This is a genomic window from Anaerorudis cellulosivorans, from assembly GCF_025943985.1.
Lineage (GTDB): Bacteria > Bacteroidota > Bacteroidia > Bacteroidales > Dysgonomonadaceae > Anaerorudis > Anaerorudis cellulosivorans.
This window is the reverse complement of the sequence record NZ_JAPCWE010000024.1, coordinates 1-18,232: the sequence shown is the minus strand read 5'-3', so window position 1 is coordinate 18,232 and position 18,232 is coordinate 1. Positions and strand designations below refer to the sequence as shown.

The window sequence follows — 18,232 nt, the reverse complement described above, 5'->3', positions numbered from 1 at the left end:
TCAATCATCATTTAAGTAAATTAAAACGTAATTTTTGCACCGATTGCAAATGTTTTGGTTGTCGGATATGTCATTGGTGCTCCCACTTCGGGATCAAAGTTGCGTTGGGCTGAATAAATGAGTAGAGGATTGTTTGCAGAAAAGTAAACATTTACATTTTTCAGCCCGATTTTTTGTACAAATGAGGTGGGAATATCATATGCGATAACTGCATTTTTCAATCTGAAATAAGCCATGTTATCCCACCAGTATGTACTGTTATTTACACTGAATGCCCAGTACTGATCGTTTCGGTTGTATGCTCTGGCAACATTTGTCTTTGTGTTTTTCGGTGTCCAACGGTTATCAAAATGCCATTGGAAATAGTTCCCCGCTTCACCTCGACGGTCATCTTGTGTACTCATGCGATAATAAGTGCCTTGTCCTTGGAAAAGTAGTGACAATGTCCAATTTTTGTACATTGCATCGAATGATAAACCGTAGAATATCTCGGGAGCATCTGTTTTGTCCAGAAGAATTCGATCATCACTGGTTATTTTTTTATCTCCACTGACATCTTCGAAAATAACATCACCCGCTTTAGCTCCATCCCAATGAGGATATGAATTTACAGACTCTTCGTCGGGGAAAATACCTATAGCCTTATAGAGTAATGTTGCGCCATATGGGTGGCCTGTTTGCCGTTGCCAGGGAACTGACTGTTCTGGTTCATCCATAAACACTACCTCGTTGTGATTATAGGAAAAATTGCACGAAATATCAAAGCGGAAATCGCTGCTTATTGTTTTATGATATCCGGCTACAATTTCCACACCTCGATTATCAACTTCAGCAATATTTTCATCAGGCAGTGTCAGTCCGGTAAACTCCGGAACAGATGCATTTCTTTTTGCGAGTATATCAGAACGTTTGCTATAGAATAAGTCCGCATCGAGAGAAAACAGGTTATTAAGAAGTTGCGAGTCGAATCCAATATTGTATGTGGTTTGTTTTTCCCACGTAATGTTGGGATTAGCCACTCCTTCCCGTCGAACGACACTTTCTACCGTTTTTGAGGTTCCAAATGTTAATCCACTTGTTTTGGTATATTTGTTTAAATATTGAAAAGGATTTCCCGGATCCATCCCTATTTTGCCATAGGATGTTCTCAATTTAAAATAATTAATAAACCCGAGATTTTCTTTCCAAAAATCTTCTTCCGATGCTCGCCAACCAAGGAGTAAACCAGGGAAATTACCCCATCGACTGTCTGGGGGAAATTTAAGCGAGCCATCTCTGCGGAAAATGGCTTCTAACAAATATTTATCTTGATAATCGTAATTGAAACGCGCAATCCATGATTCACGTGCATATATCCATGCTCCTCCCCAATTATTTTTATCGGCTTCTCCTCCTGCATCTATAGTTTGTACTACGTCTGAGATATAATGTTTACGAAATGCACCGAAATTGTTTCCCTTTTCGTCAATTTGTTCAAATGCTCCGAACAGATTGATGGAGTGTTCTCCGAAATCGCGCGAATAGTTAAAATTTAAATTAAGAAGTTCTCGGCTGCTACGATTATATTCTTCATTGAGTTCGGGAGCCTCAAATCCTCTTTTAGTAGGGACGAGCTCCATACTTGTAATAAACCCTTCCGAGTCACGTACTGCAGTTTCCCATTTGGGGAAGTAAAGTACCCAGGGTTTGCAAAATCTTTTTCTATGCCAATTTGTAACATCATAATTATAAGTCACACCGATTGATAGTCCTTCAATCATTGGAGGAGTAAGGGTTCCACTAAATGATAATTGATTAATGTAAGATTTTTGATCATCATACCCTCCTTCTAAGGTTGAGGTTACTACAGGATTATCACCATATTCAATGTCCGGACCTGGCTCACCGGTAGGCCAAAAGGACCATTGGGTGGGTAATAAACGGGTTGCTTGGCCATAAATATCCCCTGCACTTTTTACGGGATAGAGTTCATTGTTAAGAAAGCCACCATATTGAACGGTTGTTTTTAACCATTCTGTTATGGGAATATCAAGATTGGCTCGTAGATTATATTGGGTATATTTGGTTGATTCTTGTTTGTAAATCGCATCTTCGCTTTTATAACCGAACGAAACAAAATAGTTGATTCCTTTTTCAGTTCCGCCATCTACTGTAATATTGTGTTTAGTGATGCCATTCCACTTGGCAATCAAATCTCCCATCCAGTCGGAGTTTGGATGTTCCCAAGGATCTTTTCCACTATAAAATAGTTCGATATCTCTGTCAGAAAATGTCCGGGGTTTCCCTTCATAGTCCTGATATTCGCTTAGCATCGTAGCGTAATCTCCTGCATTGGTTACTTTTGGAAGAAGAGAAGGTGAGGCATACCCTTGATAGAATTGATAACTTAAGCGTGCTTTACCCGTTTGTCCTCTTTTTGTCGTTACTAATATTACGCCGTTAGCTGCAGTGGCACCATAGATAGCAGCAGAAGCGTCTTTCAATAACGAAATGCTTTCAATATCTACAGGATCAATATCCCTTAATGAACGTCCTGGTACACCATCTATAACCACCATAGGGCCGGTATTATCACCTAAGGTAGTTCGTCCACGAACTAAAATTCTTGCTGCGGTTTGTCCCGGTTCTCCTGAGGGTTGAATGATAACAGCACCCGCCAAACGTCCTGCAAGAGTATTTGTTATATCGGCGGCGGGGATTGCTTCAATTTTTTCTCCTCCTACAGAAGTTATAGAACCAACTACGTTCACTCTCTTTTGTGTGGCATATCCCACGGCGATTACTTCTTCAAGACCGATGGCTTCGGTTTCCATGGTAACATTAATAATTGTGCGGTTCCCGACGTTTATTTCCTGAGTTTTCATCCCCACAAACGAAAATACTAAAGTGGCATTTTCCGGAATGTTAGTGAGAGTGTATTCTCCTTCAGCGTTAGTTACTGTTCCTTGGGTGGTACCTTTTACTATGATGGTTGCGCCAGGGAGTGGTTCTCCGTTTTGGTCGCTCACTTTGCCGGAAATGGTGCGCTGTTGTTGGTTGATGTTTTTTTCTTCAACAATTTCCCAGGCTTCCTGAATAGGTTGATTTTCTGTGTTCATCATTGGACTTGAGGTTGTTGCATGAGTTGCTAACGCAAAGGAATAAGTAATGCTGAACATTAGAAAAAACAATCCTATCCTCATCTTTTTTTTACAGGATTTTAATTTCCTTATTTTTGGTAAAACAGGAATAATTTTACAATAATTGTTTTCCATAACTCTTTTGTTTTAAGTAAGATTAATAATTGAGTTTAAACTAAAATTGCTTTAAAAATTTAAATCAAGATGATGATTAATTTCCATAAACGTATATTTCTGCTATGCTGGTAAATGGTTCTCTGTTGCTATCCGGTAAATATATTTTTAAATATCGACCTTGAATATCAGAATTTGTTTCAATTGTAAGTTTGTCTCCTGTGGTGAACATTCCTTCGCCTATTTTAATCCAATTTGTTGATTCCGGATCTGTGGTATTGCTTACAAATAATTGTACAGTTTTGGTATCAGTATTTCCTTTGCGGCGATAGATATCAACATATGCTATTTTTTTTGGTGATTTCATATCAATAATTGCCCAATGTGGTAAAGGTGTTGTAGGATCCCATTTAGAATGCCAATACGTAGATAAATTACCATCAATTAAAGTGGTCATGCCGCCTCCGTCGCTTGCTGTTTCATCTGAAACCTGCAACACTTGCCAATTGCTTCTGTCGTATAAATACGTAGAAGGGAAAGGCTCGGGATATTCTACCCATGCAGTATAAAAAGTATCAACACACTCTTGTTCCGGCATATAAAGCGATCTATATTCAAATTTGCTTCCTGCTTTAACATCGATATTGATGCTATAATCTGTAGCCGGCATAATAGCAATGGCCACTGTACCATCTTTTTTAATATATTTAATTTCATTTGCGATCAAACCTTCCGGCGCAGAAAACCATTCAATTGTACCGAATTTGTCTGTTAAACTCAGACCTTTAATTCGCCGATTAGTCAAAGATGATATATAGATATCACCATAAGATGAACCAAAATTGGTAACGATTAGTGAATGATGTCCAAAGTTATCTACCGAATGTACATTAAATGTATATGATTTTTCCGGCATATCCGATAACATTATTTCCAGGCTGTCCATTTCTGTCTTAAATGTAACCGGTATGCTCAAAGAATCCATTCCATCGTTCCATAATACATTTATAGTTTTGACATTTATACCATTATACATCCAGCAACGAAACAGAATTCGGTTGTGTCCGCCTATAAAGGCAATTGAATCCGGTTTTGGTGCATAAATTATTTCTCCGTCTTCGATGTATTGCTTATGAATATCCATGAAGTCTTCACACGAATAAAAAAATAAAGAAAAAATAATAATCAAAAAAAATTTGTATGCTGTCTTCATCGTTTTAGTTTTTTAGAATGTTATTCAATAGGTTGACCATAAACATCAACTTCTGCGGGATGAGTAAAGGTGGTTCCTCCCCAGGTGTTTAAAATTACTATTCGTAAATAACGGAGTGGTTCCTGTGATAAATCGAAAACAAATTCGTGCCCATCTTCTGCTGCTGCCATGTCTTCATCGGTTACAGTTCCCGAAGGTGACCCGGATGGTTTAATTATTTCACAATCCATTATTTTGGTCCATTCGCTCCAATTGCCACTAGGTGAGGGTTTTTCTAATCTGCCATAGATGGCAAATTCTTTAGGATTTCCCCAATTGTAATAAGAATCGCTAAAGCGGCGTTGGAACATTACAACACGACTGATTTTTGCAATGCAACCCAAATCTATTGTAAAAGGTGCGGGAAGCGAAGAATTTGGTGAATGGCCAAATGTTTCCGGGTCATCGTCGATTAAGAAACTATCCATACCTTCCCAATTTGTAAAATTTTGGTCATTACCCAATTTCATGATGGTCATTTTTGATTTATCTAATTTTTCTTCATACATGGGAAGTATGTTCCCCTCTGCTGGATAAATAGTGTCCGATCGGTTATCCCAATAATCTCGTACGAGTGCAGCAAAAATCCTAGGTTCAGGAGGATAACCTCGTAAACTTTGACGCCCTTTTTCTGTTTCGGAAGTAATAATCTTCATTAATTTTAATTGACCTAAAGAATCCTGAGCCATAAATTCAAAAGTGAGAGGAGCCTTATCTTCGTTTATCCAATTAAATTGTGCACCACCAAAATCACTAATAATTTTAACTGTCTTGGTTACTTTACTTAATGATGATTCTAGTGGGTTAAAGGAGACACTTACAGGATTTGAAAATTCTAGTGCTCTGTTATAGGTATATAGCTTTACCTCATGGGTTAATGTATCGTTAAATCCGAGTATTTCTAATTTATTTTCATAAAATGAAGAAGTTGCTTCATATGTTTTTCCTGAGGATAAGGTATAAACTCCTTTTACGCCCAATATGTCTTCCATATTGGGAATTTTATAGGAAATTATTGCTCCTCCGGAAGTAGGCTTTACTTGAATGTCACTTACAGGTTGAGGTTCTCCAAAACTTTTTGTGATAGGTTCGAGCTTTTTTTCTTCGCATGAAAATAAGATAACAAGTAATAAAGCTAATGCAGATATAAAATATTTACTTTTCATAATATAATTATTTTTTTGAATTACCAACCGGGGTTTTGTACCAATTGTGGATTTCTAACTAAATCGTTTTCAGGTATAGGGGCAAAATAATTCCTATAAGTGAATTTTTGAGTATACAAAGTAGTTATTGTATAATAATCTTCCAATTCCGAGGCATTTACATTCCAGCCTTGGATTAACCGATTTTGTTCTTTTAAAGCCGTTTTCCATCTATGGCTATCCCAATAATATACCCCTTCGCATGCCAGTTCAATTTTTCGTTCCTGATGTATGATTTCACGCATTCCTGCTTTTGTTCTCGGCTTATCCGGTTGGTTCGAATAATTGGCCCAGCTTTCCACAACCCCTTTCAATCCGGCACGTGCTCTAACCATGTCAATATATTGATATACTTCGTTGTCAGGTGCTTCTTTGGATTCATTTAATGCTTCGGCACATAATAAAAGCAAATCGGCAAAACGCATATCTGGGAAGGGGTACGTCTCTGTGGTTACACTATTTGGGTCTCTAAACATGGTGTTAATAGATACCAATTTCTTTGGCCAATAACCGGTTGCATTGTATTCGCCTGGCTGAAAAACGGAAGAATATTCTCCAAACCTGTTTTTGGGATACAATGCTTCGGCATCATCATCCGGATAATTCTTATAAGAATTGCCATACCATTTACCTCTGTCAAAACCCAAAGTGGAGTAATATCTTGGTTCCCGATCAAAATTCAAGACGGCTGTTTGTTCTCCTTTTTGTATCACATACTTATGCTCTTCGTCTCCTGTTCTTAAATTATATCTATCAGCATAGGGATAGGTTATATCTTCGTTTATGGGGATCCCCTTATTCGAATAAAATATTTCTACTGTGGAAAAAGGAACACTCATTCTCCCGGTAGCAGAGGCGGATGTTGCCTGTTCTAGTCGAGGTAAACATGGACTTTGTAATCCCCAATTTACAGGATAGGAGGAGTTTCCCCATATCAATTCTTTATTCCATCTTTCACTTATCGCGCTTCGTAAAGTGTTTATCAGTAAAGTAGTATCCGATTGAGGTTTGGTTGCTACAAAATCGCTGGTTTGATATAACCGGATTCCCGCTGCAGTGCATATGTCAATAGCTTCTTTACAAGCTTCTGCTGCCTTTTCCCATCTGGTTGCATCGTAGGTTTGATTAAAGAAGGGTTCGCCATTATGATCGAGAAAACTATTATAATCTGTATTGCCATTAAAGAGTGGACTTGCCCAATATACCAGGACTTTTGCTTTTAGCATATAAGCTGCAGGTTTTGTAAATCTTCCTAATTCTGTTGTTCGGTTTTCTATGGCTAAGGGAAGAGTTTCACTGGTTATTATTTCATCCAATAATTCTAAAACATAGCTAAAACAATCGTCTATTTTCTCTCTATATACCCGTACCCCTTGTGTGGATTCATTAATGGGTATACTTTCCCGTAATGGACATATTGGACCATAAAAAGTAATGAGATAAAAGTGCATATATGCTTTTATCATTTTCACCTCAGCTTTCATCCTTTCCTTTTCATATTTGTTCAAATCCTGCACTTTATCTACATTTTCTAGAAAAGTATTGCATTCACGAATGCCTGCATATAATGAACGGATCATATCCCCAGTGCCACCCCAATAATTAATTAAAGCTGAAGTAGGACTATCCTCACCAAGGCCAAACCTCATGCCACCCTCGCTTCGACCTTCTTTATTGAAAACCATTTCCAAAGCACCGAAGATTCCCGGGTTTTCATTCCACCCTGCAGATTTTGGCATTCCCCAATAACAAGTTGCCAAATATTTTTCGGTAGTATATCGATCGGAGAAAGCATTATCGAGAGTTGCTACATTATCAGGAACGACCTCCAAATAATCGCAAGATAGAAGAAATATTGCAATAATACTATACCAGCTATATTTATACAAAGATTTCATGATTTTTATTTTTTTTAATTATTATAATCCAATGTTTAAACCAATATTGATAACACGTTGCAATGGGTATCCAAGTCCATTGCCTGCCATTTCAGGATCCCATAGTTTAAATCCACTCCAACATAGTAAATTAGTCCCACTCATGTATATACGCAGATTATTCATTTTCATTTTTTTAAGTATTTTGTCCGGAATTGTATAACCAAGTTCAACCGATTTCAAACGCAAGAATGAAGCATCTTGCATAAACCATGTACTGGTTTGATTATTATTTTCTATGCTATAATTTGCCAAACGTGGCCATAAAGCATAAAGATCGCGATTTGATTCAGACCAATAGCTATCGGCATAAGCTTTCAATACTGCGTTTTGTCCTATTCGCCCATCATTAGCATCTGAATCAAGGAATGGCGTAGTATTATACAAATCTATCCAAAATGATTGGCGAGCGGATCCCTGAAAAAAGAATGAAGCATCTATTCCTTTATAGCCGACAGATAAACCAAATCCGTAATTGATTTCAGGAACAGTAGGAAACCCAATAGGAACTTTATCCAACTCCGAAATTTTACCATCATTATTAATATCTCTATATTTTATATCTCCTGCGTTATACTTGCCAAATTGTGTTGGAGAATTGAGTACTTCCCTTTCATCGACAAATAATCGTTCTGCAATATAACCCCATGTTTGATTTAAAGACTGTCCTACTTTTGATAGCCAGGGCGTTTTGGTATAATCAGGTTCTTCCCATGTTGTAGCTTCACTTTTTGCATAAGTAAAAGTTCCTCTTCCTGTTAACCAAAAATCACCATTTATGATCTTTTCATAATTTATCTCCATATCGATGCCCTGTCCTTTCGCTTCCCCTAAGTTTGCTTTTACTTCCGGAATTACACCCATAGTACTTGGAATGACTCGGCTCAATAATATGTTTTTGCGTTTTTCTTTAAACCAGTCAATAGTGGCAGAAAGTCCAAATTTAGTCGATATTTCTGTTCCTATATCTGTTTTGTATGCTGTTTCCCACCCAATCTTATTATTGGCGTAACGTTCGATATTTACTCCTCCGGGATTGTAATTCATTTGACTACCCCAGTTTACAGGGCGATTGGCATTCATATTTACTTGAGATAGATAATAAAAACGGTCATAAGAACTACCTATTGCATCATTTCCTACTAGTCCATATGTTGCTTTCAATTTAAATTGAGGAAATATATCGGTTAATGATTCAAAAAATGGTTCGTTTGATAACATCCATGCTCCACCAATGGAGGGGAAAAAACCCCATCGATTGCGTTTAGAAAATCTTTCCGATCCATTATATCCAAAGTTAAATTCTGTAAAATATCTACTCTTGTAATTATACGCTAAACGCCCTGCTAATCCGATGTTTCGTGAAGGTAACGAAAGTTGTAAGTTATCTGCAATCCCCGATTTTTCTTCTCGCATAGTATATACTATCAAGGCATTTAAATTATGGGCATCATTAAATAAATGATTATATTCTGCAGCGGCTTCCAAGTACATTGAAGTATTAATATAGCGATCGCCGGGTACATAATTTATATATTCAGTGCCTTCTGTCGGATTTAAACGTTGCAGTTTATAAGAATTTTTCAATAAATCATACGAGGCTATACTATAATAAAAAGGGTTATACTGTCGAGTAACATTATATTCCGAATAGCGATTCATATTAAACATTGCGCGAGCAGTTAACCCTTCCAAAATTGCGGACATGTTCTGTTTGAGTTCAAATGTTACGAGCGTAGAATTTTTACTTTGATCTTTGTACCCTTTTAAAGACTCTGCATAAGGATTAATATATAGTGCATTTCCGTAATTACCGAATAAAATGTGTTTCGCATAAGAAAAATGCTCGTCTGGCTCATAGTATGGTTTAAACAAAACCGGATTAGCCTGCATCACTTTTTTATACATACCGCTTCCTCCGTCGATAGGACCGGTATATTCATCGAAATTAGAACTCAATCTCGCTATCAGTTCTGTTGTTTCCGTAAGATTTATATTCACATTTGAACGAAAATTGTATTTCATTAATTTAATATTAGAATTAAAGTTATTACGTTTATCTATTTTAAGATTTCCATTATCCTTTGTTATATTTGCCGCCACATAATATCTTGCAACATTTCCCCCTCCACTAAGACTGAGATTAACTCGTTGATTTGTAGTAATATCGTTAAACATAGTCTCGTACCAATCTATTGCAGGGAAAATATCAGGGTATAAACTTCGTTCAGTCATTACGATTTTTTCTTCAGAGTATAGGGTGAGCCCTAGAGGATCGCGCGTTTTAATGGCTTCATTTTGCATTCTCATGTAAGTTACCGGGTCGGCAATTTCCACTTTTTTAGTTGGAGAAGAAAAAGAATTTTCAATTCGGGCGTTAATTTTCACTTTTCCTTCTTTACCTTCTTTTGTTGTTACTAATATAACTCCGTTTGCTCCTCTTGCACCATAAAGAGCAGTAGCAGTAGCGTCTTTCATAATAGAAAAACTTGCAATATCATCCGGATTTAATCGCGCCAAATCTTCAGTGCCCAATTCTATACCATCTATCAAAATAAGAGGATCTTTTTTGGCTTCAGCTCCAAATGTTGTAATTCCCCGGATAAAAAAACTTGCATTATCTTTTCCTGGCTCACCTGTTGTTTGGTAAGAAATTAAACCCGCAACTCTACCTGCAAAAGCTGTTGTTAGATTGCTACTGGGTATTTTTAGTTCCGCGGGTTTTACTGTTGTAATGGCACCTAAAACACTTTCTTTTTTCTGTTTTGCAAAAGCTACAACTTCAACTTCTTCCAATTCCTCTTGTTTAGGTTCCATTACAAAATTAAGTACACTTTCGCCATTATAAACTTTTTCTATGGTTTGCATCCCTAAAAAAGCAACAACCAATGTACTACCAATAGGACAATCCGGAAATACATACATCCCATCTACATCGGCAATGACTCCTCTTGTACTTCCTTTTATCTGGATAGTGGCACCGGCTAAAGGACTTCCTTCACCATCGGTTATTTTTCCTCTTACAGTTGCTGTCCTCTCTTGTTCAATATCACATTTTTTAAAAGTCTTAGCTTCTGCCTGGTAATTAAGCGAAATCATCAGCATTAAAACCGACAAAGTTAGTAGTGCCTGAATCTTATTTAAAGCTTTTATTGCCCTAAAAACAATTTTTTTTGTTTTAATCATAGCATAACGTTTTTAATTGATTGATAAACAATTTAAATCATGATAATTTTATTTATGTTTTATATCTGAGTACCAATTTTTGAAGAAAAGAAACGGTCTGCAATCATGCCTACAATTACAGGAGATATTATGGCTGCAATAGCCGCTGTTCCGTATGCAAGCCCAATCTGAACCCCGTTAAATTGAAGTGTTTTTCCCAAATATGTCCCCATTGTCACATACCACGATCCTTGGATAAAGAATTGAAGAAACATCATTACAGATAATTGGAATTTACGATTGGTATATTTCATTATCCTGACAATTTATTTGTTATTTTATGATGATATTTGTCAAGTTTCACAAGGTTATTTATGAAAACTTGGGCTTTTATTCGGTTTCGAATGTAAAATTTTATTTTTAATTTCACAAAGATTTTGTTTAAAAATTTCAGATTTTAACATAAACCATTTTTCGATAGCCTGAAGAGGGGTTTTAACGGCCGGGTTTTTTCTCACTCCGCCATGTCTTCTATAAAGCATGTAATACACGAGAAAAACCATCAAAGCCTCATTCATTTCTTCTTTATTTGCGTAATTTTCTTTAAGAATAGTTTCCTTTTTAATTATTACGTTGGCTCTTTCCACCATGCCATTCGTTTTTGGTGTATTGGGTTGGGTAAGCCTGTGTTCAATATGATTGGCCTTTCAGACTTCATCCAATTTAGAAAGTTTCCGACAGAGCTCTTCTTTCTTGGATTGAATAAGTCGATTCGTAAATTTCGGTCCGTTATCGGTCAAAACATGGGTGATTTTGGAAGGGAAAAATTCTAAACACCGATTAATAAAATTTTCGGCATTTTCACTGCTTTTGGCTTCATAGACTCGGTGAAACAAACTTCGGCAAATAGATCACATACATAGGAAGATAGCCCAGATCATATTCCTTAAACTTTTCGGCTTTTTCCCTTTCCTGCCAGCGGAACCAATGACAGCATTTTTATAAAATGTTCTATAAACGGAACTTCTTGTAATTTGCGGATTATAGGCGAAAAGCATCCCCCCATACTTCATCGAAATGCAACCAGGCAGTTTTCCTGATGGAGACAAGCAAACTTTCTTCCAACTCATTTAAAGCAATACTTCGGTAAGTATTCAACTAACTAATTAAAATTCAATGATTTACATAACATAGTTCAATATAAAAAGATGGTTAGGTAGCTGATTATCAGTACCTTTATAGTAATTCAAAACCCTGTAAAGATGTATAAAACCGGCATACTTAACCAATATAGAGGTATCTGCGGTGACGTTCTAATTGAACTAACCACGAAGTTAAACAAAAGTTTCAAATCATTCCTCATGCAGACGTTTATTTTATACCCGGTCATTCCCGGAAGGATTAATTTCCTACAATTGGGGAGATATGGCAAATCGTGTGAACAGCGATTTCGCCGGAACTTCTCTAAGGATTTTGATTGGCCGGAGTTTAACTTGTCTTTGTCTGACAGGATGTTAACCGGAGATCGCAAGGCCATAGCCATTGATCCCGGTTATATCTCCAAATCAGGAAAGAATACCCCTTGGATTGGTTACTTCCGGTCGGGTGCAGCCGGTCAGGCGAAAAGAGGATTGGGAATCTCGGGAATAAGCCTCATAGACGTCGACAACAAAGATTGCATCAGTTTGCAGGCCGTTTAGACCCCGGATCGTCAAACCCTGGAGAGTCGTGATGCCAATCTGAACAACCGGTACCTGCCGGTACTTAAATCGATGCAGGAGAAACTTCATCGGGCAAGTCGTTACGTGCTCGCTGACGCCTACTTCGCGAAGAACAACTTCGTAACAGGTTTGCAAGAGTTGGAGTTTAATCCGGTCAGCCGTTTCAGGGATGACGCTGCCCTTTATTATCCCAAACTGCAAAAACCAACGAGCGAGAAAGGAAGGCCTAAACTCTACGACGGAAAGATTGACATGGACAACCCTGATACAACCGGAGTGCAAAAGATCAATATCGATAACGGCGATCTCTACACCTTGGCAGCCTATTCCAAATCACTTAAGCAGATGGTTAGGCTTGTCATCCGGTATTCCAAAGAGGGGAAAAAGCCCAAGCTGTTCTTCTCTGCCGATCCCAAGATGAGCGGGAAAGATGTCATAGCGTATTACCGCACCCGTTTTCAAATCGGGTTTTGCTTCAGGGATGCCAAAAGCTTCACCGCACTAATGTAATCTCGGGCAAGGGACGTTGCAAAGCTATCATTCAACTTTAATGCATCTCTTACTTCAGTCAACCTGGCAAAGGAGAGAGGCATCCCCTTTTCAATGGCATCTTGTAAAGCAATTATACACAATGCTTACCTGCTTGAGCGATTTATTTGCGTGTCAGGCATTAAACCGAACAGAAGATTAAATGATAAACTTGTCAAAGAACTTATTGAGTTTGCAGCAATTGCTGCGTGACTCGAAACTATATTTTTAACGAACTATTGTTTAAAAAAACCTCGATAAAACTCTCCGGGAAATTCGCACTTCTAAGTTGAACTTAGCAAATCGCGTTGTAATTTTGCCACAAGTAAGCAATGTCAGGTTCCTGCCTTCGGTTTCTTCCTGATAGGTTATTCCCCTATTATTTGGCTCATTATTCCTTTCCAATGCGAGTAAAACTTCTGTTGTAGCTAATTGTCCGGCTTCTATAATCAATCTGCCAGATCAGTTCCTCCACTAATCAATCCATAACAAATTTTGGCGTCGGTTTGCTAATGAAGCGAAATCATATCTTTCACAGAAATTTAGCCTTCAAGACCGTATCTGACAAAACGGATGCTTATATATTGAAGCGTTTCAATTATTCCCTTCAAGGTTTCGCCACGTGCTGTAATGCTCGAACAAACACCCTTGCTGTTCAGAAAATCATTAGCGGAGATAGCATTCGTCTTTCATTGAACTGTTTAGGATGAAATGGTGGCAGTTCCTCCGAAAAAATAAGGGCATAAAAAAGTACAAAATTTATCGTTTTTTTCATCTCGCGATTATTCAACAAAAATTGAGTAGCGTATCAAAGCAATGAGCTATCTTTTGCAATGACAGACTATTCATTCATAATCTAATAATTATTACAGATTTATGTCATAAGTAAAATGAGTTGCATCCGTCCATATCAGATATTCAGGTAAGGGTTTGGGACCACAACTTGCAGATCCAACTCCCAAAGTTTTTGTTGAGAGGATGAAAATCGTCGAGTTGCTTTTCGGAAGATCAATCTTATATTCCACGGGAAACATTTCTTCATCGGTGTAAGGTATCGCCGATATTTGCATCAAATGGTCGTCGGCATTAAATTGAATGGATGGAAGGTTGTTGCCCGACAATTTAGCCCAGCGAACATCTTCGTGATTCCCGTATTCCATCGGTTTTTCGTACTCATATTGATTATGTACGGCCAAATCATACACCCCAACAAAAGCACCCGTTTTTCTATCGGAATAATTCTCTTGAGGGCCACGTCCAAAATAGGTTACACGATCCAATTGTTTATCCAAATGATATCGAATTCCGATACGGCCGAGATTGATTCTCGGACCTACGAAAGTAACATCGTTTTCCACCTTCACCGAACCGTTACCCTTTATCAGATAAGTTGCCGTATGATAAGCTTCGAAGCCTTCTTTACCTTCGGCTTCAATTTTCGAAACAACCTTTACGGTAGATTTATCCACTTTCATGACTTTGAAATCTACCGGAGTGTATGTCAGACTGTTCAGCCCATACTTCGACCAGTTTTCGTATGTCCACATGTCATCGTTGCGATGCGCTGCGCGCCACAAAACAAGTTTTGGAGATTCGCCATCGGCCAGTAAATTCTTTTCGCCTTTATTTAGTTGAGTCATAAATCCTGTTTTTTGGTCGAAGACTAATGAGAATCCGTTGCCTAATATTTTTACCAAATTGTCGTCTTTTTTAATTTTTACGCGAGCTGCAGGTTTCGAATTGTTCATAGCCGGCGTGTTAATTGGCAATTTAAATTGTTCGGCAGCAACTTCAAAGCCACGATTAGCCCACAATGTGTTTTCCTTTTGAGTATAGGACACATTCAAGAAATATTCGGCACCGGCTTTAGGATTTTCCACTTTGACCGGCAAGTTCAGTACTGATTCGTTGAATGCCTCGATATACGGCAGATCAAATTTGCCTTCTGCAATTTTCACGCCGTTTTCCGTCAAATTCCATTCACCTGCAAATCCATCCAGCGAAATGAACTGATATTTGTTTTTTATACGTATCGTCCCTTTTGCTGGGTCTATGAATTCAGTCTTTATCCATTGATAGGCTTTTTTCATTTCCGGATAATGGGGTTTCACTTTCGAGCCGCTGGTAGAGCGATCGTAGGATACCACACCCTTGTGAATAAAATAATGATCGTTGGGAAATTCCCCGAAACCACCGCCATAAGCCAGAATCGGATGATTGGGATCGCGTTTGTTCCATAAGGCCTGATCCTGATATTCCCAAATTGCACCACCAACGATGGTCGAATTATTATCGAACATTTCGGAATATTCGGCCAGCGATCCCATCGAATTGAACATCGCATGGGCATACTCGCATATATAAAAAGGCTTTGTCAATTCCTTATTTTGTGCAATGGCAGCAAACTGTTCGGGAGTTCCATACATTTTGCCGTCGAAATCCGAAGGATTGTTTTTGCCAATCCCGAATCGTTCGTAGTGAACAAAACGTGTGGGGTCGATCTTTTTAATCGTATTCATGGCTTCCACGAAATTTGTACCAACACCTCCGCATTCGTTACCCAACGACCAAATAATGACCGAAGGATGATTCTTGAAATTCTCCACATTGGCCACATTTCGGCTGATAATAGCTTCCTTCATCAATGGCTCTTCATCAAATCGTCCGTCGTAACCATGACATTCGCAATTCGCTTCGGCAACCAACCAAATGCCCCATTCGTCACACAATTCGTACCAGCGAGGATCGTCGGAATAATGGCAGGTGCGGACATGATTGCAATTGCCTTGCTTGATTACCTGCAAATCGCGTATCATTTGTTCTTCGGTAATGGCATGACCGACATCCGACCAATGTTCGTGTCTGTTGACGCCTTTCAATTTTATGGGAACGCCATTGACCGTAAAAATACGGCCTTTAATTTCTATTTTTCTGAATCCGACTTTCGAGGATATGATTTCACCCTCCGAGCCATTCAAAACCAACGTATATAAGTTGGGTGTTTCTGCAGTCCATTTTTCGGGATTTGTCACGAGGAACTGAATGGTGAGTTGTTCTTCTTCTTTTGGCGATAAAGCTTTTCCCAGAGCAGTCGATTTTGCGATCTCTTTGCCGTTTCGGTCATAAAGGGTTGCCGTAAACAATTGAGCCTTGCCGGGTTTATCGCCATAATTTTTCACTTTAGCCTGAACCTCGACGGTAGCATCCTTGTATTGATTGTCGAGATCGGTTTTAACAAAAAAGTCGCGAATATGCGTTTGTGGAGCACTCCACAGCGTAACATTCCGAAATATTCCGTGCAGCCGCCACATATCCTGATCTTCAAGCCATGTCCCGCTGCTATATTGATAGACTTCAACGGCCAATATATTCTTTCCCGGTTTGACATATTTCGTCAGATCAAATTCTGCCGCATTGCGGCTGTTCGTGCTATAGCCGACTTTTTCGCCATTTACCCAAATAAAAAATGCACAATCCACTCCGTCGAAGGTGATAAACACTCTACGTCCTGCCCAATCCGCAGGCAATTCGAAATTTCTGCGGTAGCTTCCCACAGGATTGCGCTCTTTGTAAGCCGTATATTTGAGATCAGGTTCACTCATCACTCTCGGAAAATCTTTCTTAATCGTATAGCCCAAGTTTCGGTAGAAAGGCGTGCCGTAGCCTTGTACTTCCCAATTGGAAGGTACGGGAATTTCTTTCCATGAAGAGACATCATAATCGATCTTGTAGAAATCGACAGGACGCTGTTCTGGGCTTGGAACCCAATTAAACTTCCACATTCCGTTCAAATTTCGAGCAAAAGAAGAAGCTCTTCGGTTAGCAGCCAATGCCTCCTGCAAATTGGCATAGGGCATCAGTGTAGCGTGATAGGGCTCTTTATTGATTCCTATGCATTGAGGGTCTTCTATTTCGGCCGGATAATCGATGCCGGGTTTCAAGGGAATCGAAGCTTTTATCATCACAGGTTGCACAACAATTGCTGCGAAAATAAGCAAAAACAGAAATTTTTGTTTTGTCATGTTGTTAGTTTTTATGAATTATATACTTTTTATGGTTGAATATTTCGTATGTTATAATTTTCTGATCCAGATATTTCTAAAACTTACGGGATTCCCGTGATCCTGTAAAACAAGAGCAGCAGCTCCGTGTTTTTTAACGGCATATTCGGGAATTCCGATATATAATGTTGGTCCGCGTAATTTGACATGGTTTTGTACCACTACGCCGTTATGTATTACGGTGATCATCGGTGGGGTGAAAAAGGTGCCATCGTCTTTAAATCGAGGCGCAGTGTAGATGATATCGTAAGTTTGCCACTCTCCCGGAGCTTTACAAACATTTACCAGAGGTGCGTATTGCTTGTATATACTGGCTGCCTGTCCGTTTCGGTAAGTACGGTTGTTATAACTATCGAGCACTTGTATCTCATAACGTTCCTGCAGAAGTATACCGCTATTTCCCCTTCCTTGTCCTTCTCCTTCCACTTTTTCAGGACTACGCCATTCGATATGCAGCTGACAGTCTTCAAAAACTCGTTTTGTTTTGATGTCTCCGGCACCTTTAAGAACGGTTAGGCAGCCATTTTCTACTTTCCATGTCGGTTTTTCTCCTTTACTGTTGGTCCATTCTTTTGACAGATCACTTCCATCAAACAAAATAATGGCATCTGTGGGAGGCTCCGAGAGCGTTTTACCTGATTTAACAATAGGGACTTCAGGATCCCATATTTCGGTCATTTCAGGCTTCATTTCCATTGCTCCTTTGGTTTGAGCTACAACTATATATGCTGGCAATAGCAGCAAAATAGGAATAATGCTGATTTTTTTCATCTGAAAAATATTTTGAAGCAATGTGTTCGATAATGAATATTTGTCAAGTTTAACAAGGTTGTTTATGAAAACTTGGACTTTTATTCGGTTTCGAATGTAAAATCTTATTTTTAATTTCACAAAGATTTTGCTTAAAAATTTCAGGTTTTAACATAAACCATTTTTTGACCACCTGAAAAGGAGTTTTTACGCTCGGTTCTTTTCTTACTCTGACATTTCTTTTATAAAGCATATCACTAGTGTCCCATTAAAATTGGGACTTTATTAATAATCAAATAAACTTGGGCCATTAGGTCTAAATCGTTCTTTGTCATTTTGAAATTTAGTTTTGTCAAAGAGGTCTCTAAGATGAGTTTTAT

General features: G+C 38.4%; 11 protein-coding genes. 2 read left to right on the top strand and 9 right to left on the bottom strand.

Going from position 1 to position 18,232, the window contains the following annotated elements; genetic code table 11:
* Positions 1–20 precede the first annotated feature (20 nt).
* The 7 genes from OLM34_RS11025 to OLM34_RS10995 form a co-directional block, all read right to left on the bottom strand.
* Positions 21–3,101, bottom strand: a complete 3,081-nt coding sequence (locus OLM34_RS11025; RefSeq protein ID WP_264407310.1) for a SusC/RagA family TonB-linked outer membrane protein — start codon at positions 3,099–3,101, stop codon at positions 21–23.
* A 229-nt stretch (positions 3,102–3,330) separates the two neighbouring features.
* The gene (locus tag OLM34_RS11020) at positions 3,331–4,446 is read right to left on the bottom strand and encodes a DUF4998 domain-containing protein (RefSeq protein WP_264407309.1); all 1,116 of its coding nucleotides are present in this window, start codon (positions 4,444–4,446) and stop codon (positions 3,331–3,333) included.
* A 20-nt stretch (positions 4,447–4,466) separates the two neighbouring features.
* Positions 4,467–5,651: a DUF5000 domain-containing lipoprotein gene (locus tag OLM34_RS11015; RefSeq protein ID WP_264407307.1), complete on the bottom strand. Its 1,185-nt coding sequence runs from the start codon at positions 5,649–5,651 to the stop codon at positions 4,467–4,469.
* Positions 5,652–5,671: 20 nt separating this feature from the next.
* Positions 5,672–7,588 (bottom strand): RagB/SusD family nutrient uptake outer membrane protein, encoded by a 1,917-nt coding sequence (locus OLM34_RS11010; RefSeq protein ID WP_264407306.1) that lies wholly within the window; start codon positions 7,586–7,588, stop codon positions 5,672–5,674.
* Between the two features lie 21 nt (positions 7,589–7,609).
* A complete protein-coding gene (locus OLM34_RS11005) occupies positions 7,610–10,813 on the bottom strand; it encodes a SusC/RagA family TonB-linked outer membrane protein (RefSeq protein ID WP_264407305.1) in 3,204 nt (1,067 codons plus the stop codon).
* Between the two features lie 59 nt (positions 10,814–10,872).
* On the bottom strand, positions 10,873–11,106 hold the full coding sequence (locus OLM34_RS11000; RefSeq protein ID WP_264407304.1) for an MFS transporter: 234 nt from the start codon (positions 11,104–11,106) through the stop codon (positions 10,873–10,875).
* A gap of 54 nt (positions 11,107–11,160) precedes the next feature.
* Positions 11,161–11,487: an integrase core domain-containing protein gene (locus OLM34_RS10995; RefSeq protein WP_264407325.1), complete on the bottom strand. Its 327-nt coding sequence runs from the start codon at positions 11,485–11,487 to the stop codon at positions 11,161–11,163.
* 666 nt (positions 11,488–12,153) lie between these two features.
* On the opposite strand from OLM34_RS10995, the gene OLM34_RS10990 reads away from it, so the two are divergent.
* Both OLM34_RS10990 and OLM34_RS10985 read left to right on the top strand, forming a co-directional pair.
* A complete protein-coding gene (locus tag OLM34_RS10990; RefSeq protein ID WP_264407302.1) occupies positions 12,154–12,492 on the top strand; it encodes a hypothetical protein in 339 nt (112 codons plus the stop codon).
* A gap of 18 nt (positions 12,493–12,510) precedes the next feature.
* Entirely contained in the window at positions 12,511–13,023 is a 513-nt protein-coding gene (locus OLM34_RS10985) for a transposase (protein ID WP_413777229.1), read from the top strand.
* 884 nt (positions 13,024–13,907) lie between these two features.
* On the opposite strand, the gene OLM34_RS10980 is transcribed toward OLM34_RS10985, so the two are convergent.
* The gene (locus OLM34_RS10980) at positions 13,908–17,063 is read right to left on the bottom strand and encodes a glycoside hydrolase family 2 TIM barrel-domain containing protein (RefSeq protein WP_264407300.1); all 3,156 of its coding nucleotides are present in this window, start codon (positions 17,061–17,063) and stop codon (positions 13,908–13,910) included.
* A gap of 51 nt (positions 17,064–17,114) precedes the next feature.
* Positions 17,115–17,873 (bottom strand): 3-keto-disaccharide hydrolase, encoded by a 759-nt coding sequence (locus OLM34_RS10975; RefSeq protein WP_264407298.1) that lies wholly within the window; start codon positions 17,871–17,873, stop codon positions 17,115–17,117.
* Positions 17,874–18,232: the final 359 nt, after the last annotated feature.